Source organism: Sphingomonas sp. Leaf33 (assembly GCF_001421785.1).
Classification (GTDB): domain Bacteria; phylum Pseudomonadota; class Alphaproteobacteria; order Sphingomonadales; family Sphingomonadaceae; genus Sphingomonas.
Genome location: NZ_LMLB01000001.1, coordinates 833803 through 852791 on the forward strand (window position 1 = coordinate 833803; position 18989 = coordinate 852791).

General features: G+C 69.2%; 17 protein-coding genes. 8 read left to right on the forward strand and 9 right to left on the reverse strand.

Translation table 11 applies throughout. The annotated features are described in order from the left end of the window. The first annotated feature begins 60 nt into the window (after positions 1 to 60). Positions 61 to 1509: an alpha/beta hydrolase gene (locus tag ASE86_RS04180; protein ID WP_056422742.1), complete on the forward strand. Its 1449-nt coding sequence runs from the start codon at positions 61 to 63 to the stop codon at positions 1507 to 1509. Between the two features lie 12 nt (positions 1510 to 1521). Here ASE86_RS04180 and ASE86_RS04185 read toward each other — a convergent pair whose 3' ends face one another. The 7 genes from ASE86_RS04185 to lgt all read right to left on the reverse strand — a co-directional run bounded on the left by ASE86_RS04185 (position 1522) and on the right by lgt (position 8667). After that, a complete protein-coding gene (locus ASE86_RS04185) occupies positions 1522 to 2811 on the reverse strand; it encodes a homoserine dehydrogenase (protein WP_056422744.1) in 1290 nt (429 codons plus the stop codon). A 74-nt stretch (positions 2812 to 2885) separates the two neighbouring features. Beyond that, positions 2886 to 3839, reverse strand: coding sequence for an isopenicillin N synthase family dioxygenase (locus tag ASE86_RS04190; protein ID WP_056422747.1), 954 nt, complete (start codon positions 3837 to 3839; stop codon positions 2886 to 2888). 234 nt (positions 3840 to 4073) lie between these two features. Beyond that, entirely contained in the window at positions 4074 to 5396 is a 1323-nt protein-coding gene (locus ASE86_RS04195; RefSeq protein WP_056422750.1) for a cystathionine gamma-synthase family protein, read from the reverse strand. 46 nt (positions 5397 to 5442) lie between these two features. Further along, the gene (gene pgeF / locus ASE86_RS04200) at positions 5443 to 6213 is read right to left on the reverse strand and encodes a peptidoglycan editing factor PgeF (RefSeq protein WP_056422753.1); all 771 of its coding nucleotides are present in this window, start codon (positions 6211 to 6213) and stop codon (positions 5443 to 5445) included. Continuing rightward, complete coding sequence (locus ASE86_RS04205) at positions 6210 to 6725, reverse strand: GNAT family N-acetyltransferase (RefSeq protein ID WP_056422756.1); 516 nt, start codon at positions 6723 to 6725, stop codon at positions 6210 to 6212. The genes pgeF and ASE86_RS04205 overlap by 4 nt, the downstream gene beginning before the upstream one ends. Beyond that, positions 6722 to 7789 (reverse strand): class I SAM-dependent methyltransferase, encoded by a 1068-nt coding sequence (locus tag ASE86_RS04210; RefSeq protein WP_414881255.1) that lies wholly within the window; start codon positions 7787 to 7789, stop codon positions 6722 to 6724. The genes ASE86_RS04205 and ASE86_RS04210 overlap by 4 nt, the downstream gene beginning before the upstream one ends. An 8-nt stretch (positions 7790 to 7797) precedes the next feature. Next, positions 7798 to 8667 carry a prolipoprotein diacylglyceryl transferase gene (gene lgt / locus ASE86_RS04215; RefSeq protein WP_082441829.1) on the reverse strand — a complete coding sequence of 290 codons (870 nt, stop codon included), beginning with the start codon at positions 8665 to 8667 and terminating at the stop codon, positions 7798 to 7800. Positions 8668 to 8917: 250 nt separating this feature from the next. Between lgt and ASE86_RS04220 the strand changes: the two genes are divergently transcribed. The 3 genes from ASE86_RS04220 to phbB are packed head-to-tail and all read left to right on the forward strand — an operon-like array spanning position 8918 to position 12830. Next, a complete protein-coding gene (locus ASE86_RS04220; protein WP_082441663.1) occupies positions 8918 to 11071 on the forward strand; it encodes a xanthine dehydrogenase family protein molybdopterin-binding subunit in 2154 nt (717 codons plus the stop codon). Beyond that, entirely contained in the window at positions 11068 to 12072 is a 1005-nt protein-coding gene (hemH, locus tag ASE86_RS04225; protein WP_056422763.1) for a ferrochelatase, read from the forward strand. The genes ASE86_RS04220 and hemH overlap by 4 nt, the downstream gene beginning before the upstream one ends. A gap of 35 nt (positions 12073 to 12107) precedes the next feature. Then, a complete protein-coding gene (gene phbB, locus ASE86_RS04230; protein ID WP_056422765.1) occupies positions 12108 to 12830 on the forward strand; it encodes an acetoacetyl-CoA reductase in 723 nt (240 codons plus the stop codon). A 239-nt stretch (positions 12831 to 13069) separates the two neighbouring features. Here phbB and ASE86_RS04235 read toward each other — a convergent pair whose 3' ends face one another. Continuing rightward, positions 13070 to 14044, reverse strand: coding sequence for an NAD(P)H-dependent glycerol-3-phosphate dehydrogenase (locus ASE86_RS04235; protein WP_056422768.1), 975 nt, complete (start codon positions 14042 to 14044; stop codon positions 13070 to 13072). Beyond that, positions 14041 to 15078, reverse strand: a complete 1038-nt coding sequence (gene tsaD / locus ASE86_RS04240; RefSeq protein ID WP_414881257.1) for a tRNA (adenosine(37)-N6)-threonylcarbamoyltransferase complex transferase subunit TsaD — start codon at positions 15076 to 15078, stop codon at positions 14041 to 14043. Before tsaD ends, ASE86_RS04235 begins: the two co-directional genes overlap by 4 nt. Positions 15079 to 15217: 139 nt before the next feature. Here tsaD and hemC point away from each other — a divergent pair, with 139 nt between their 5' ends. The 4 genes from hemC to ASE86_RS04260 are packed head-to-tail and all read left to right on the forward strand — an operon-like array spanning position 15218 to position 18965. Then, positions 15218 to 16129 carry a hydroxymethylbilane synthase gene (gene hemC / locus ASE86_RS04245; RefSeq protein ID WP_056422771.1) on the forward strand — a complete coding sequence of 304 codons (912 nt, stop codon included), beginning with the start codon at positions 15218 to 15220 and terminating at the stop codon, positions 16127 to 16129. Then, positions 16126 to 16752 (forward strand): uroporphyrinogen-III synthase, encoded by a 627-nt coding sequence (locus ASE86_RS04250; protein ID WP_056422774.1) that lies wholly within the window; start codon positions 16126 to 16128, stop codon positions 16750 to 16752. The genes hemC and ASE86_RS04250 overlap by 4 nt, the downstream gene beginning before the upstream one ends. 33 nt (positions 16753 to 16785) lie before the next feature. Next, positions 16786 to 17760: a hypothetical protein gene (locus ASE86_RS04255; RefSeq protein WP_056422777.1), complete on the forward strand. Its 975-nt coding sequence runs from the start codon at positions 16786 to 16788 to the stop codon at positions 17758 to 17760. Positions 17761 to 17780: 20 nt separating this feature from the next. After that, positions 17781 to 18965, forward strand: coding sequence for an acyl-CoA dehydrogenase (locus ASE86_RS04260; protein ID WP_056422780.1), 1185 nt, complete (start codon positions 17781 to 17783; stop codon positions 18963 to 18965). Positions 18966 to 18989 lie beyond the last annotated feature (24 nt).

The following is an 18989-nucleotide window of genomic DNA, read 5'->3' on the forward strand; positions in this document are numbered from 1 at the left end:
TGGTTGCGTTGGCGTGCTATATAGGTAATACACCGTTCGAATTCTAGCGAGGAACGGTTCATGCTGCGCACCTGTCTTTCTCACCTTGCGGCCCCGTTCCTCGTCGCTGTTATCGCGACAGCGGCGCACGCTGCCGACGGCAAGCGCGTCGAAGCCCGCTTCGAACGGTCGGCTTGCGCCGTGGCCGTTGTGCCTGGCGAGCGGATCGAATGTGGCGTGCTGTCGGTGCCCGAGAACCGCCGCAAGGCGCGCAGTCGTACGATCCGATTGCCGGTAATGATCTTTCGCAGCACGGCTGCCGTCCCCGCGACCGACCCCATCGTCTATCTTCCCGGCGGGCCGGGGCTGAGTAGCATCGAAGGACGGACGACGGGCAAGGGAAACCCGTTCCTCGCTGAACGCGACCATATTCTGCTGGAAGGACGCGGTAACAGGTTCGCAAACCCCTCGCTTCCCTGTCCCGAGATAAATGCTCTGCAAGCCGCCAATGCGACGCCGGCCGTCCAAATCGCGGCGGTAACACGGTGTCGATCGGCATTGATCGGATCGGGCATCGATTTGGATGGATACACGTCGGCCGAAGCCGCTGACGACCTGGACGACCTGCGCCGGCTGCTGGGAATCCGACAGTGGAACCTGATCGGGTTTTCCTACGGTACGCGGCTCGCTCAGACGGTGCTGCAACGCCATCCCGAAGGAATTCGCAGCGTCGTGCTGGATTCCGTGCTGCCGATCGACGTCAACTATGATGAAATGGCGACGTCGGCTCTGCGGCGCGCTATTGATGCGATGATCGATGCCTGCGCCGCCGATCCGGACTGCGACGGTCGCTACCCGGGGCTTCGCGAGCGCTTGGCCACGCTGGTCGCAGATGCCGACCGTAATGGCATACGCGCGCCGGATCGCATCTTGCGCGGCCGGGACGTCGTCGATGCCATCGCAACCGGTTTGCAACGACCAGGTGACATACCATCCCTACCCCGCATTATCAGCGAGGCAAGCGAAGGCCGGCTGACAGGCTTGCTGCCCTTGACCGAGCAGAACCCATCGAATTTCAACTGGGGACTGCGCCTGTCGATCTGGTGCAGCGAGGAAGTGCCGTTCGAGGCGCCCGTGCGGGTGGCCATGCAGGTTTCCCCGACGCTCGGCCTGGGCGGGGTGGATGGTCGCGCTGCTACGCCTGAAATGTGTGCCGCTTGGCGCGTGTCGTCGGCCGGATCGACCGCGAATGATCCGGTACGAGGTGACGTCCCGGTTCTCATTCTCGCTGGCGAGTTCGATCCGGTAACGCCTCCGGCATGGGGACGTCGCTTGCTCACCACGTTGCCCAATGCGCGGTTCGTGCAGTTTCCCGGCCAGTCTCACGGCGCGATGTTCAACCGGTGCGGGGGACAGATGACCCTGGCTTTCCTCCACGACCCTCGCGCGCCGCTGAACGGGGACTGCGTCGCGAAAACGCCGGGAATCGTCTTTTCCACCGACGGCGATGCCGGTCCGGGTAAGCGATAGACAGGCGTACCCTCACCCCAGGATGTGCATCCACATCGGCTCGCCCGACAGGCTCTGCGAACCGCGCAGCTTCTCCAGCGCCTGGGCGACGCAGCGTTCCGGCCCTTCATGGGTAACGATCGCGACGAGCACGTGGCCGTCGCTGTTCGCGCCGCGCTGGATCAGGCTTTCGATCGACACGCCGGCGTCGCGCATCGCGGCGGCGATTTCGGCCAGCACGCCGACCTTGTCGACGACGGCGAAGCGCAGGTACGCACGGCCGCGGCGTTCGCCGGTGTCGGCGGGGGCGGGATGGGCGAGCGCGGAGGCGGGCATGGCGAAGGCCGAGCCGAATTCCCCACGGGCGATGTCGATCAGGTCGGCGACGACGGCCGATGCGGTCGGACCGTCGCCCGCGCCGCGGCCCTGGAAGAACAGGCGGCCGACGAAATTGCCATCGGCGACGACCGCGTTAAGCGAGCCCGTCGTGTGCGCCAGCGGGTGGTCAAGGGGTACCAGATGCGGGTGGACGCGCTGGAACAGGCCATGGGCGTCCGCCTCCGCCACGCCGACCAGCCGCACGCGATAGCCGAGTGCCGCCGCTTCGGCGATATCGGCGCCCAGCACGTGGCGGATGCCGGTGATGGCGACATCGCCAAATGCCGGTTGCGTGCCAAAGGCAAGCGCGGCCAGCAGCGACAATTTGTGCGCGGCATCGACGCCGTCGATGTCGAAGCTGGGGTCGGCCTCGGCATAGCCCAGTCCTTGCGCCTCGTTCAGCACTTCGGCGAAGTCGCGGCCCTCGGCCTCCATCTTGCTCAGGATGAAATTGCAGGTGCCGTTGAGGATGCCGTAGACGCGCTCGATCGCGTTGGCGGCCGCACCCTCGCGCAGGCCCTTCACGACGGGCACGCCGCCGGCGACCGCGGCTTCGAATTTCAACGCGGCGTTCTGCGCCTCGGCGGCTTCGGCGAGTTCCAGGCCGTGGTGGGCGAGCATCGCCTTGTTGGCGGTAACGAACGCCTTGCCCGCGGCAAGCGTCTTGCGCGCGAGGGTCAGGGCAGGGCCGTCCGATCCGCCAATCAGCTCGACGACGACATCGGCGCGGGGGTGCGCGGCGAGTTCGGTGGTGTCGTCGATCCAGTCGAAGCGGCCAAGGTCGACGCCGCGGTCCTTCGTGCGGTCGCGCGCGGAAACGGCGACGACTTCGATGGCGCGACCGGCGCGGCGCTCGATCAGCTCACGGTTGGCATCGAGCAGGCGGATGACGCCGCCGCCCACGGTGCCCAGACCCGCCAGTGCGACTTTCAACGACTCCGCCATGCAATCCCCCATCAACGACGGGGGATCGCCTAGCGGCTCGACAGACCCCGGCACAAGGCCGCGGTCGCATAGATTTACTTCTTGATGAGCCCGATCTCGACCAGCCGCTCGTGCAGGTAATCGTGGCTGCTGATCGGCGTTTCGTAGCGGTTGGGGCGATCGGCGGTGATCGTGCCCGGCAGCGTCTCGATCATGAAATCGGGCGCGGGGTGGAGGAAATAGGGCATCGAATAGCGCGAGAAGCCGCGGCGTTCGGGGGCGGGATTGACCACGCGGTGGGTGGTCGAGGGCAGGACGTGGTTGGTCAGCCGCTGGAGCATGTCGCCGACATTGACAACCATCGCGCCGGCCGGCGGCTTGACCGGCAGCCAGGTGCCGTTCTTTTCGAGAAGTTCGAGGCCCGCTTCCTCGGCGCCGAGCAGCAGCGTGATGAGGTTGATGTCCTCATGCGCGCCGGCACGGACTTCGGGAGCGTCGGCGGGGACGGGCGGGTAGTGGAGCAGGCGTAGCACCGAATTGCCGTCCTCCACCGCATGTTCGAACCAGTCCTTGTCGAGATTCAGGTGGAGAGCGATCGCCGAGAGCAGGCGCAAGCCCGCGTCGTCCAGCGCCTTGAACAGGTCGAGGAACGTGTCGCGGAAGCCTTCAGGGCGGTCGGGCCACAGGTTCGCGGGCATGTGGCTTTCGAAGCGGTGGCCTTTGGCCAGTTCGCGACCGACGTGCCAGAATTCCTTCAGGTCGACATGAGACGCGCCCTTGGCGATTTCGGTCTTGAACGGCGTGTAGCCGCGCGCGCCGCCGCCGCCCTCGACGAAGAATTTCCGCTTTTCCTCCTCGGGCAGATCGAAGAACGCCTTGGTCATCGCCCAGGCGCGCTCGACCACGTCGTCCGGCACGCCGTGGTTGGACACCATCGCAAAGCCGAACCGTTCGAACGATTCGCCGAGCGCGCGGGCGAAGCCCTGCGGGTCGGCGGCCTGCTCGCTCATGTCGAGCAGCGGAACCTGGGCCTGGGGAGTGTCGAGCATATCGTTACGAATCCTGAGAGAATTATCGCGGGGATATAGTGGATTGTGCGTGCACTCTCCACCCTCGTCCCCGCGAAGGCGGGGACCCATCTCCCGGACGGGCCTGCACTACGACCGCGGTATGGCGGGCGCGCTCAGGGGATGGGCCCCCACCTGCGCGGGGGCGACAACGATAGGAAGGCGTCGGGCAATCCCGCGCTCCGTGGGCCCCCGCCTGCGCGGGGGCGACGGGGTTCAGATCGCGTCGAGTGCCGCTTCGAAATCGGCGATCAGATCGTCGGCGTCCTCGACCCCGATCGAGATACGCACCAGCGAATCGGTGATGCCGAGCGCATCCTTGCGCTCCTGCGGCACCGACAGATGGGTCATGCCGGCCGGGTGCGACGCCAGCGTCTCGGTACCGCCCAGGCTGACCGCCAGCTTGGCGATCTTCAGGTTGTCGAGGAACGCGAACGCTTCCGTCTCGCCGCCCTTCAGGTACAGCGAGAAGGTCGATCCGGCACCGGTGCAGTTGCGGCGATAGATGTCGGCCTGACGCGCGTCGGGGCCGTCTTCCAGGAAGCCGAGATAGCCGACGCGGTCGACCTTGGGGTGATCGCGCAGGAAGGCGCAGACCTTTGCCGCATTCTCGCCGGCGCGACTCATGCGAAGTTCCAGCGTCTCGAGGCTGCGCAGCAGCATCCAGGCGGTGTTGGGGTCGCAAATCGTGCCGATGGTGTTGCGCATCATGCGGATCGTGTTGATGTGCGCCTTCGACCCCAGCACGCCGCCCGCGACCAGGTCGCTGTGGCCGCCTGCATACTTCGTCAGCGAATATACGACCAGGTCGGCGCCTTGGCGCATCGGCTGTGCCCAGAGCGGGCCAAGGAAGGTGTTGTCGATCGCGATCGGCGGGCGGTTATCGCCGGTGAAGATCGCGTCACGCGCGGCGGCCACCGCCTCGACATCGACCAAAGCGTTGGTCGGGTTGGCCGGACTCTCGAGGTAGATCAGCGCGACGTCGCCGCTGGCCTTGGCCTGTTCCAGAACGCGATCGATCTCCTCGCGCGTCGCGCCGGCCGGGAAGTCGAGCCACTTCACCCCGAACTTGCCGAGGATGCGGCCGATCAGCGTCTCGGTCGCGGCATAGAGCGGTCCCGAATGGACGATCGTGTCGCCGGGCTTCACCATCGCCAGGAACAGCGTCGCGATCGCCGACATGCCGGACGAGAAGGCGAGGGCATCCTCCGCTTCTTCCCAGATCGCCAGGCGATCCTCGAGGATTTCCTGGTTCGGCCCGTTGAAGCGCGAATAGACCAGGCCCTCGGCCCCGCCCGGACGCTTGCCGGTCACGCCCTCGAAATGGCGCTTGCCCGCCGCGGCGTTCGGGAAGACGAACGTCGAGGTCATGAAGATCGGGGGTTTCAGCGATCCTTCGCTCAGCATCGGGTCGTAGCCATGGCCCATCATCATGGTCGCGGGCTTCAGCTTGCGGCCGCCGATCGTCTTCGGGCCGGGATCGCCCTTGCCCTGCGGGGCGGGGACGCCGGTCACTTCGGCTTCGGTGTTGTCGGCCATGTCTGTTCTCCGAATTCAAATGTCCGGGCCGGCTTAGTCGATCGTATCACTCGTTACCAGTTAGCCCGATGATGCTGATCTGGCGGCCCGCGTCGCCTGCGGCACGGTGCGTCGCGCGTCGGTAGCTGAAGAAGCGCGTGTCGTCGGCGTAGGTGTCCGCGCCGACGATCTCGACCCTGCGGACGCCGGCACGGGCCAGGCGGTGGGCGACATAGCCGGCGAGGTCGAACATCGCGTGGCCTGCGCCTGCGTCGCGGAAGAAGCGATCGGACCCGTCGTCCTCGGCGGCGAAACGCTGGCGGAAGGCGTCGTCGACTTCGTAGTTCGCTTGCGCGATGCACGGGCCGATCGCGGTGACGAGTCGGCCGCGGTCGGCACCCAGCGTTTCCATCGTCAGCAGCGTCGAATCGGTGATGCCGCCGACCGCGCCCTTCCAGCCCGCATGGGCCGCGCCGACGACACCGGCGGCGGTGTCGGCGAACAGCACGGGCGCGCAGTCCGCGGTCAGGATGCCGAGTGCGATGCCGGGGCGGTTGGTGACCAGCGCGTCGGCGTGCGGGCGGACGGTGGGATCGAACCCGTCGAGCACCGCGACCGCGTCCGCGCCGTGGACCTGGTACAGCCCGACCAGTTGTGCGCCGGGCACGACGGCCTCTGCGGCGCGGCGGCGATTTTCGGCAACCTTGGCCGGGTCGTCGTGCGAGCCGATGCCGCAGTTGAGGCTGGCATAAGGGCCTTCCGATACGCCGCCCGAGCGGGTCAGGAAGCCGTGTGCGACGCCCTCCAGAGCCCGGGCGCGGATGACCTCGACGCTCATAGCGCCAGCACCATCAGCCGGTCCTCGTCGATCTGGTCGCCCACCGGAAAGTCGTATCGGCCGACATCGACGAACCCGTAGCGTTCGTAGAAGCGCTTGGCCCGGTGATTGTCGACATAGACCGACAGCGCGAGCGTATCGGCGCCGAACCCGCGCGCCGCCCCGATCGCCCAGTCGAGCAGGGCGGGGCCGACGCCGTCGCCGTGATGGGTGCCCGCGACATAGAGCTGGTAGAGTTCGACCGCGTTGGCGTCCTCCGCCTGGGGAAAGGGCAGGGCGTTGGGGCCGATCTTGGCAAAGCCGACGATGTGGCCGGCATCGGTTGCGAGGCGAATGGTAAAGGCCGGGTCGCCGATCTGGCTCGGCAAGCCGGCGGGCCCGAACGCCCGATCCAGGAACATCGCGAGATTTTCGGGCGAATAGAGCGTCGCGAACGTGTCGGTGAAACAGCCTCGCGCCATCGCGGCCAGTTCCTGGCCGTCGCCGGGCACGGCGTCGCGATACTCGATCACGGGAATCCTGCGGGCTTGGGCCAGCCGGGCGCGGTGACGGCGATCACGCCGAACAGATCGCCCATCTCGCCGTCGTTGACCAGCCGGTTTCGCTGGACGATGACGTCCGCACCGCCCTTCGCCGACAGGGTCGCGGCGCGCGCATCGATGCCCAGCGCGCGCAGGAAATCGCCCTGGCTGACGGGGCCGTGGACCTCGGCCCCCTCGGCGCGGGCGGCTTCGCTCAGCGTCGCGAAATCGACGTGCGCGGTCAGGTCCGCCTCGCCCGGCGTATCGAAGGGATTGGCCGGCGCATGGCCCTTCACCGCCTGCAAGGTCTCGCCGATCGTGGGGCCTTCGTAGCCATAGTCGATGACCAGCGCCGCGCCCCCCTGCGCGACGATCCGCTGCGCCAGCGCGCGCATCGCCGCGACGCCCGCGGGCGAGGTTTCCAGGATCGAGCCGTCCGGCGCGTCGCGGAGATTTTCAGGGATGATCGGGTCGAAGATCGTGTTGCCGACGACCGGCAGGAACAATGTGTCCTGGCAGGCGACCAGCCGCTCGCGCCAACCCTCGACCGTCTTGACCAGTTGCCGGATCGGCAGCGCATCGAAGAATTCGTTGGCGACACAGATCAGCGGGCGATCGTCGGGCAGGCCGACGATGTCCATGCACCATTCGGCCGTGGGCACGCGCTTCACCTGTTCGGCGCGCAGGACGGGCGAGGTTTCAACGAACTGGACGCCGGGCGCGAATCCCGTCGTGCCCATCACCCGCAATGCGTCCGCCGCCAGCGTGCCGCGGCCGGGGCCGAACTCGACATAGTCCGCCGCCGGACGTCCCGCACGCTCCCACAGGTCGGCGACCCAAGCACCGACCAGCTCGCCGAACATCTGGCTGATTTCCGGCGCGGTGGTGAAGTCGCCGCGCGTGCCCAGCGGATCGCGCGTCGCGTAATAATGCGCGTTCGCCGCCCCCATGAACTGCGACAGCGAGATCGCACCGCCCAGCGTGATCGCGCGGGCGAGCCGTTCGGGCAGCTGCTCTTCCGCCGCGTTCTGCACGCGGGCTGCGGGATCGGGCACAGACAAGCTCACGCGATGCTCGGCCCGCCCGCGATCGGCTCGACCCGGGTGCGACGGCCCTTGGCGGTCCACATCAGGTACAGGCCGACGACGATCATCGGCAGACACAGAATCTGTCCCATGTGCAGCACGTTGGCGAAGAAGGTGCCTTCGAACTGGCGGTCGGGTTCGCGGAAGAATTCGATGAACAGGCGGGCCGCGCCGAAGAACGCCAGACCGGTGCCGACCAGGAACCCTGGCTTGTAGCGCGAATCGGTCTTCCAGAAGAGCCACGACAGCAGGACGAACAGCAGCAGGCCCTCGCCAAACGCCTCGTACAGCTGGCTCGGGTGGCGGGCGGGGTCGGCGCCGAATTCGACCGTGCGCGGGAAGACGATCGCCCACGGCACATCCGTCGGCTTGCCCCACAGCTCGCCGTTGTTGAAATTGGCGAGTCGTCCGAAGAACTGGCCGATCGGCGCGACGCACGCGACATAGTCGCATACCCGCAGCATCGACAGTTTCTCGCGCCGGCAGATCCACCAGATCGCCAGCAGCACGCCGATCAGCCCGCCGTGGAACGACATGCCGCCGTCCCACAGGCGCAGCACGCTGATCGGCTCCAGGATCATCCTGGGCTGGTAGAACAGGACATAGCCGATCCGCCCGCCCAGGATGATGCCGATCGTGGCGTAGAAGGCGAGGTCATCGACATGGCGCCGCCCCATCGGTGCACCCGGTTGGTCGACCAGCTTCATCAGGTACCACCAGCCGAGCAGGATGCCGGAGATATAGGCGAGCGAATACCATTTCAGCGTGAAGAAGCCGAGGTCGAGAGCGACGGGGCTCAATCCCAGGTCCTCGAACCGGATATGGCCGGCGGCGGCATCGGCAAGCATGAGCAGCAGCAAGGGCGCGGTTCCCGCAAATTGGTGTTGGGCTTCCTCTAGCGGGGGCCGGCGGCGGGCGATAGAGCGGGGTGGATGCTGGCTGCCGCTGCTCCTTCGATGACGTTGCACATCTTGCTGCCCGCGTTCGTCTCTTGCCGTCGTCCCCGCGCAGGCGGGGACCCATCTCCCGGACGGCCCTCCTGGCGAGCGGAGGTGATGGATTCCCGCCTTTGCGGGAATGACGGACGAGAGGGTGGGTATGCAGCTTAGCCGACGTGCCCTTCTCGCCGGCGGTACGGTCGTCGGCGTCGCGGTCGCGTGGCAGGTCTGGCCACGCGCGCAGCAGGCCGCGCTGCCGACCGCCGAGGGCGAGACCGCGTTCGGCGGGTGGATCAAGATCGGCCGGGACGGCCATATCGTCGTCGCGGTGCCGCAGTGCGAGCATGGCCAGGGCGTCTATACCGCGCTCGCCCAGATCGCCGCCGACGAGATCGGGGCCGACTGGCGCACGGTCGGCGTGGAGGCCGCCCCCGAAGCCGCGCTCTACGCCAACGCGCTTGGTGCGGCGGCGGTGCTGGGCGCGGACGATGGCTGGTTTGCGGGAGCCCTCCCGATGCTGACCGGCGGCTCGACCTCGATCCGCCAGTTCGAGCGTCCTGTGCGCGAAGCCGCGGCGGCCACCCGGACATTGTTGTGCAAGGCGGCGGCGCGGGAGTGGGGGATCGACTGGGAGACCTGCCTGACCCGCGACGGGTTCGTCGTGGCGGGTGAGCGCCGCGCGCGCTTCGGTGAACTCGCCGTGGCGGCCGTGCGCGAAAGCCTGCCGAAGACCCCGCAACTGCGCGTCGGCGACGAAGGGCGGCTGACCGGCACGCCCGCCCAGCGGCTCGACGCGCCGTCAAAGGTCGACGGCAGCGCGAATTTCGCCGGCGACATCCGCCTGCCCAACATGGTCTTCGCCAGCATCCGGCAGGGGCCGTTCGGCGACAGCCGGCTGGTCCGCTACGATACCGCCGCCGCCGACACTATCCCCGGCGTCGCGCGCGTCGTCGCGACCGATCGCTGGATCGCGGCGGTCGGCAGCAACTGGTGGGCGGCCAACCAGGCGCTGGGGGCGCTCGCCCCGCGGTTCGAGACGCCGGGCCCGCTCGTCGACGATCGGCGGATCGCGACCGCACTCGACGCGGCGCTCGCGAGCGAGGGCATGCAACTGGCGGGCGCCGGCGATGTCGTCGCGGCGTTTTCGGGCGGTCGCGTGTTCCGCGCCGACTACCGCGTCGCGGCCGGCGTGCCGGCGGCGATCGAGCCGGTCACCGCGACCGCCAGTTTCGAACATGGCCGGCTGGTCCTGTGGATGGCGACGCAGGTGCCCGGCCTCGCCCGCGCGGCGGCGGCGCGGACGCTGGGGATCGGCGAGGGGAATGTCGTGCTCCACCCGATGATGGCGGGTGGATCGTTCGGCGCGGCACTGGAAGTGACGATCGCCGAGCAGGCCGCGCATCTCGCGCGCGAGCTTGAACGGCCGGTGCAACTGACCTGGTCGCGGGCCGAGAGCCTGATGCACACGCCGGTTCGCGCGCCGGCGCTTGGGCGGATGAGCGCGCGGCTGGGGGCGGGCGGGATGATCGCGGCGTGGCAGGCGCAGGTTGCGACGCCGCCGGTCGCTCCTGCCCTGCGCGCGCGGCTTGCCGCGACCGCGGCACCGGGCGCTGTGGCCGATCCGGTCGCCGTGGATGGCACTTCGCCCGCGTATCGCCTGCCGGCGTGGGCGGTGTCGCACCACCCGGCCGAGATCGGGGTGCCGGTCGGCTACACCCGTGGCGGCGCGCACACCGCGTCGTGTTTCTTCACCGAATGTTTCATCGACGAATTGGCGCGGCGGGCGGAAGCGGAGCCGCTGTCCTACCGCATCGCGATGCTGGGCGGTGCGCCGCGGCTGGCGCGCTGCCTGTCGACGGTCGCGTCGCTCGGCGGATGGCAGGGCGGCACGCCGGGCACCGGGCAGGGAATTGCCTGCCACGCGATGGCCGGATCGTTCATCGCGCTGATGGTCGAGGGCGGTCTGGGCGACGGCGGGGTGCCACGCGTCGAGCGGATGGTCGCTGCGGTCGATGTCGGGCGGGCGATCAATCCCGACCTGGTCCGCCAGCAGGTGGAGGGCGGCCTGATCTATGGCCTGGCGGCCGCGGTCGGTGCCTCTACCGGCTATACCGGGGGCATGGCCGATGTCCGCTCGTTCCGCGACCTCCAGCTGCCGCGCCTTGCCGCCAGCCCCGACATCACCGTCGAGCTGATCGACAGCCGCGCCGACCCCGGGGGGGCGAGTGAACTCGGCGTACCCGTGGTCGCCCCCGCGCTCGCCAACGCCATCTTTGCCGTCACCGGCCGCCGTGTCAGGACCCTGCCCCTATGATTCCCACCGGCCACCCGCCGATCCCCACGCCGAAGGTCGGCGTGTTGCTCATCAACCTCGGCACCCCCGACAGCGCCGACGCGCGGGCGGTAAAGCGCTATCTCGGCGAATTCCTGTCCGACCGCCGCGTCGTCGAAATCCCGCAACTGCTGTGGCAGCCGATCCTGCGCGGGATCATCCTGACCACGCGGCCGAAGAAGTCGGCGCATGCCTATCAACAGGTCTGGACCGACGCGGGCTCGCCGCTTGCTGCCTTCACCGCGCAGCAATCGGCCGCATTGAAGGACGCATTCGGCCCCGGCGTCGTCGTCGACTGGGCAATGCGCTATGGTAACCCGTCGATCGCCGACCGCATCGCGGCACTGAAGGCTCAGGGGTGCGAGCGGATCCTGCTGGCCCCGCTTTATCCGCAATATTGCGCGGCGACGACCGCGACTGCCAACGACAAGGCGTTTGCGGCCCTCGCTGCGATGCGCTGGCAGCCGGCGATCCGAACGCTGCCGCCCTATTACGACGACCCGCTCTACATCGACGCGCTCAAGCGGTCGGTCGAGGCGGGGCTGAAAACGCTCGATTTCGAACCGGACGTCATCCTCGCCAGCTTCCACGGGATGCCGCAGCGGACGCTGGAACTGGGCGATCCCTATTACTGCCATTGTCGCAAGACCGCGCGGCTGCTGGGGGAGGCGATGGGGCGTGACCTTCGCGTGACCTTCCAGTCGCGGTTCGGCCGCGCCAAATGGCTGGAGCCGGCGACCGACACGACGCTGGAGGCTCTGCCGGGCGAGGGCAAGCGCAAGGTCGCGATCATCGCTCCAGGCTTCTCCGCCGACTGTCTGGAGACGCTGGAGGAGCTGGCGATCCGCGGGCGCGAAAGCTTCGAGGGGGCGGGCGGGACCCACTTTGCGTATCTGCCGTGCCTGAATGCCAGCCAGATCGGCACCGAAATGCTGCGCAGCATCCTGCAGCGGGAGCTTGCGGGGTGGGTGCCGCTTCCCTAGCGTAAAGCCCGAATCAACGCTCAGGAGAGAGATGCATGGCACGCGTAGCGATCGTCACCGGTGGAACGCGCGGAATCGGTGAGGCGATCAGCCTTGCTCTCAGGGACATGGGCATGACCGTAGCGGCGAACTACGCCGGCAACGACGAGCGGGCGCGCGAATTCACCGAGCGCACCGGCATCAAGGCGTACAAGTGGGACGTCGCCGACTATGACGCCTGCCAGGCCGGCTGCGCGCAGGTCGCCGAGGAACTGGGGCCGGTCGACGTCGTCGTCAACAACGCCGGCATCACCCGCGACGGCACGATCCTGAAAATGACGTACCAGATGTGGAAGGATGTCATGGACACTAACCTGGGCGGCTGCTTCAACATGGCGAAGGCGACCTTCCCGGGGATGCGCGAGCGCAAGTGGGGCCGGATCGTCAACATCGGGTCGATCAACGGCCAGGCCGGCCAGTACGGCCAGGTCAATTATGCTGCGGCCAAGAGCGGCATCCACGGCTTCACCAAGGCACTGGCGCAGGAGGGCGCGCGAGCCGGCGTGACGGTTAACGCGATCGCCCCGGGCTATATCGACACCGATATGGTCGCCGCGGTGCCGGCCGAAGTGCTGGAAAAGATCGTCGCGAAGATCCCGGTCGGCCGGCTGGGCCAGGCGACCGAAATCGCGCGCGGCGTCGCGTTCCTGTGTTCGGAAGAGGGCGGGTTCGTGACCGGCTCGACGCTGAGCATCAACGGTGGCCAACATATGTACTGACGGGCGAAGGCGCGTGGGAGCTTAGCTCCACGGCGCCGGTGCGAGGCTGCCACGGCAGCCAAACATCGCCCGGCCCGGCCGGCGGGAGTGCGACAGCGCTCCCGTCCGACGACGCGGGATTCAGTTCCGCGTCGGGCCGATGGTTCGGGAAACCGGAGCCATTGAGCCCGCTGCCGCGAAAGGACGACGCCAGCGGCCCTGAGCTCCCGCCTGCGGGGGAGCGCGATTGTCTTTGAACCCTAAACCTCCGCGCGAAGCGGCCGCGACAGCAGGCGCCCAACGATGTCCCGCACATCCGCGCCTGCCAGCAGATCGCACACCGCCTCGACCACCGGCATGTCGACCCCGGCCTCCGCTGCCGCTTCGCGCAGCACCGGCGCGGTATGCGCACCCTCGGCAACCGTCTGGCGATTGGCGAGCAACCCTTCCGCGGCGACGCCCTGGCCCAACCCGACCCCAAGCGAGAAATTGCGCGAGTTGGTCGACGAGCAGGTCAGCACCAGATCGCCGAGGCCCGACAGGCCGGCCAGCGTCTCCGCCCGCGCCCCCTTGGCGAGGCCGAAGCGTGTCATCTCGGCAAACCCGCGCGCGATCAGCGCGGCGCGAGCATTGAGGCCGAGCCCGGCGCCCTCGACCACGCCGCAGGCGATCGCGAGGACATTCTTCACCGCGCCGCCGATCTCCGCCCCCGCCACGTCGCTGCTGGCGTAGGGCCGGAACGCCGGGTTCGCGAGCCGCGCCGCCAGTGCATCGCGCAAGGCCGCGTCCTCGCACGCCAGCGTCACCGCGGTCGGCTGGCCCGCGGCGACCTCATGCGCGAACGTAGGGCCCGACAGGACCGCGATCGGCGCGTCGGGGGCGGCCTCTCGCGCGACCTCGCCGACCAGCATCCGCGAGCCCGCCTCGATTCCCTTGGCGCACAGCACCAGCGGGATCGCGCCCGTCGCCGCGTCTGTGAGCACCGCGCGGACATGCTGCGCCGGCGCGACGACCAGGATCGCATCACGGTCGCGCAACTCGGCCAAGTCGCCGGTCGCGCGGATCGAATCGCTCAGTGGCACGCTGCGCAGGAAGCGGGTGTTCTCGTGACAGTCGTTGATCGCCGCGACCACTTCCGGCTCGCGCGCCCACAAGGTCACGGGCTCGCCGCCGCGCGCCGCGACCTGCGCGAGAGCGGTGCCCCAGGCGCCGCCGCCGATGACGCCGATCCTCATGCCTTCACTCCTGCGCCGCGGACGGCCTCCGCGGTCGGGTCGAGCGGCCAGCGCGGGCGGGCCAGCGTGTCGAGCGGGTCGGTCAGGCCGGCGGCGAACCGCTCGGCTCCGGCCCAGGCGATCATCGCGGCATTGTCGGTGCACAGCCAGAGTGGCGGCGCGACGAAGCGCATGTCGTGCGCGTGCGCCAATTGCTCCAGCGCCGTACGCACCGCGCCGTTGGCCGCGACGCCGCCGGCGACGACCAGCGCGGTCGCCCCCGACGCTCGCGCGATCGCGTGTTTGGTCCGGTCGACCAGGCAATCGACGACCGCCTGCTGGAACGACGCGGCAAGGTCGGCCGCCGATGCGGTACCGACCGCGCGGGCAACGGCGGCCTTCAGCCCGGCGAAGGAGAAATGCGGCTCCTTCGTGCCGGTCAGCGGGCGGGGCAGCGGCACCGCGCGCGGAGCGCCGTCGCGCGCCGCCCGCTCGACCGCGGGACCGCCGGGGAAGCCCAGGCCCAGCAGCTTGGCGGTCTTGTCGAAGGCTTCCCCCGCCGCGTCGTCGATCGTCGTCGCCAGGCGACGGTATGCGCCGACGCCCTCGACCAGCAGCAGCTGGCAATGCCCGCCCGACACGAGCAGCAGCAGATAGGGGAAGGCGAGGTCGGGGTCGGCCAGCCGCGGCGACAGCGCGTGGCCCTCCAGATGATTGACCGCGATGAGTGGCTTGCCTGCGGCGTGGGCGAGCGCCTTGCCGGTGACCAGCCCGACCATCACCCCGCCGATCAGCCCCGGCCCGGCGGTCGCGGCGACCGCGTCGATGTCGGCCAGTGTCACGTTCGCTTCGCCGAGCGCGCGCGTCACCAGCGGGCCGATGATCTCGACATGCGCGCGCGCCGCGATTTCGGGCACGACGCCGCCGTACGGGCGATGCGCGTCTTCCTGCCCCGCGAGCGCGTGGCTCAGCACCTGTCGGTCGTCGGTGACGATGGCGGCTGCGGTCTCGTCGCAGCTCGATTCCAGGCCCAAAATCAGCATTGTCATGCCCATAACCGTTCGCACCGAGCTTGTCGAAGTGCTGCACTTTCTTCTAACCGGCGACTGAGAAGAAGGGCAGGCCCCTTCGACTGCCTGCCTGCGGCAGTCGCTCAGGACGGGCTTCGACAAGCTCAGGCCGAACGGAGGTTTTGTGTCCAGCGTTATCCGTCTTGGCACCCGCGGTTCGCCGCTCGCCTTGACCCAAGCGGGCCTGGTGCAGCGCGCTCTGGAGGCAGCGCATCCCGGCCTCAGCGTCGAGATCGTTTCGATCCGCACCACCGGCGACCGCGTGCAGGATCGCGCGCTGGCCGAGATCGGCGGCAAGGCGCTGTGGACGAAGGAGCTCGACCGCGCGCTGCTGGCCGGCGAGATCGACTGTGCCGTGCATTCGATGAAGGATGTCGAGACGGTACGCCCGGCGGGGATCGCGATCGCCGCGATGCTGCCGCGTGCCGACGTGCGCGACCGGCTGGTCGGGGCGACATCGTTCGAGGCGCTGCCGCCGGGCGCGCGGATCGGGACCAGCAGCCCGCGGCGTGCCGCGCAGGTCCGGAGTCTCCGCCCCGACCTGCAGCCGGTGCTGTTCCGGGGCAACGTCGATACACGTCTCGCCAAGCTGGCGGCGGGGGAGGCGGATGCGACCTTGCTCGCCGCGGCGGGGCTTGAGCGGCTGGGGCGGATGGATGTCGGCGTGGCCGTCGCCACGTCCGAGATGCCGCCCGCGCCTGCGCAGGGCGCGGTCGGGATCGAATGTCGCGCCGACGATGACCTGACGCGCACCCGGCTGGCCAAGATCGATCACCCGAAGACCCATGCCTGCGTGCTGGCCGAACGCGCGCTGCTCGCCGCACTGGTCGCCGATTGCCATTCGCCCGTCGCCGCGCTCGCGCAGATCGAAGGCGCGGTGCTGACGCTCGCGGCTACGCTGTATTCCGAAGACGGCGCACATCAGGTCTCCGCGCAGGAGAGCGGCGCGCCGAACGACCCGGCGGTGTCGCGCGTGCTGGCGGAAAAGCTGCTGGCGCTCGCGCCCGATCCGGTCCGCGTCCTGTTCGCCGGATGACGCAGACGCTGGCGGTGCTGCGGCCCGAACCGGGCAATGCCGCGACAGCCGCACGGATCGAGGAGCTGGGGCACGTCGCGCTCCGACTGCCCCTGTTCGCCGTCCGCGCGCTGGCATGGGAGGTGCCAGACCCGGCCGATTTCGACGCGCTGCTGCTGTCGAGCGCGAATGCAGTGCGTCACGCCGGACCCGGTCTTGCGCGCCTCAGAAGCCTGCCCGTCCACGCGGTTGGCAGCGCGACGGCGGCGGCGGCGCAGGCAGCGGGCCTCACCGTCGCGGCGGTCGGGGAGGGCGGGGTCGACGCGCTCGCCCCGCCGGGCCGCGTGCTGCGGCTGGTCGGCCGCGAGCATCGCTCCGCTCCCGCCGCCCGGACGATCCCGGTCTACGCCAGCGACGCGCTGTCGCCCGACCTGTCGGCGCTGCCGCACACGACCGCGCTGCTCCATTCGCCGCGTGCCGCCGCCCGCCTGTCGGCGCTGGTCGGGGAACGGGGGCACATCGCGATCGCCGCGATCAGCGATGCCGCGCGGGTCGCCGCCGGTACCGGCTGGCGCAGCGTCGCGGTCGCCGACCACCCGAGCGATGCCGCGCTGATCGCCGCGGCGCTTGCGCTCGCCGATTGACACGGGCGCCGCGGGCGGCGGATAACGCGCGCGATGACCGGCGACCCCCAGTTCACCACCCCCGAATTTTCCACCGCGCCCGAGCGTGCGCCGTTCGCCTCCACCGCTCCGCGCCGTCGTGGCCGCGGTACGGTGATCGTCGCGTTGTTCGCGTTTCTGATCGGCCTGGTGGCGATGTATTACGCACTGCCCGCGCTCCAGCGCTGGACGAGCGGCGGCACCACGACCGCGCCGGCGGCGACGCAGGCGATGGCGCAGCCGGTCGCAAGCCAGACGTCGCGTAGCGCTCCTGCCGATCCGGGGACGGTCGACGCGCTGACCGTCCGTACCGCCGCGCTCGATGCGCAACTGCGCGGGATCGAAGGGCGGATGGCCGCCGCCGACACTGCGTCGCGCACCGCCGCCGCGCAATCGCGTCGGGCCGAGGGGTTGTTGATCGCCTTTGCCGCACGCCGCGCGATCGATCGCGGTCTGCCGCTCGGCTATCTCGAACCGCAATTGCGCGCCCGCTTCGGCGCGGACCAGCCGCAGGCGGTCGCGACCGTCATCCGCGCGGTCGGCAGCCCGACGCTGGCGGACTTGCGGGAAGGCCTGACCCAGATCGCTCCGACGCTGACGACGGGGTCGAGCCGCGACGGGTTCTTCAAGACGCTGTGGCGCGAATTGTCGACGCTGGTGATCGTGCGTCGCGACTCGACGCCCAGTTCTCGGCCCGACGACCGGCTGGGGAGTGCGCGGCTGATCCTCGATGGCGGCAATGTCGAAGGCGCGCTGGCAGAAGTCGTGCGTATGCCGGGGGCGTCGAATGCGTCGAACTGGATCGATGCGGCCAAGCGCTACATCGACACCCGCCGGGCGCTGAACGCGCTGGAGGTCGCCGCGATCGGGACACCGTTGCCGGCAGAACCCGCCGTCGTCGCCACGCCGCCGGTGGTGACCCCTGCGCCGACCGCGCCTGCCGGCGCTGTGCCGGCACCCGATTCAGCCGGGACGCAACCCGGCGCGTGAATTTCTGAGAGGATACCGAGATGGCCGAGATGGGCCGGTTCGACTGGAGCGATCCGTTCGCGCTCGACGCACAGCTGACCGAGGAAGAGCGGATGGTCCGCGACGCGGCGCGCGGCTACGCCCGCGAACGGCTGCTGCCGCGCGTGACGAAGGCGTTCCTCGACGAAGACTTCGACCGCGACATCATGCGCGAGATGGGCGCGGCCGGGCTGCTCGGCCCGACGATTCCCGAAGACTATGGCGGGGCGGGCCTTGGCTATGTCGCCTATGGCCTGGTCGCGCGCGAAGTCGAGGCGATCGACTCCGGCTACCGCTCGGCGATGAGCGTGCAGTCGAGCCTCGTGATGCATCCGATCAATGCCTATGGAACCGAAGAGCAGAAGCGGAAATATCTGCCCGGCCTCGCCTCGGGCGAACTCGTCGGCTGCTTCGGCCTGACCGAGCCCGATGCCGGGTCCGATCCCGGGGGAATGCGGACGCGCGCGGAAAAGACCGCGACCGGATACCGGCTGACCGGCTCCAAGATGTGGATCACCAACTCGCCGATCGCCGACGTGATGGTCGTCTGGGCGAAGAGCGATGCGCATGGCGGCGGGATCAAAGGCTTCGTGCTGGAACGCGGCATGGCCGGCCTGTCGACGCCGAAGATCGAGGGCAAGCTGTCGTTGCGCGCCTCGATCACCGGCGAGATCGTGATGGACGGGGTCGAGGTCGGCGAGGACGCGCTGCTGCCTGAAGTGCAGGGGCTGAAGGGGCCGTTCGGCTGCCTCAACCGCGCGCGCTACGGCATCGCCTGGGGCACGATGGGCGCCGCGGAATCGTGTTTTCAGGCGGCGCGGCAGTACACGCTCGATCGCCAGCAGTTCGGCCGCCCGCTGGCGGCGACGCAGCTCGTTCAGATGAAGCTCGCCAACATGGAGACGGAGATCGCACTCGGCCTTCAGGCGGCGCTGCGCGCGGGGCGGATGTTCGACGACGGCATGCTGGCTCCGGAAGCGATCAGCATCATCAAGCGCAACAACTGCGGCAAGGCGCTGGATATCGCCCGTGTCGCGCGCGACATGCATGGCGGCAACGGCATCTCGGCCGAATTCCACGTGCTGCGCCACGCGATCAACCTGGAAACGGTCAATACCTACGAAGGAACGCACGACGTCCACGGCCTGATCCTGGGCCGCGCGATCACGGGGATCGCGGCGTTCTGATCCGGCGGCCGGGGCGCGGGTTCG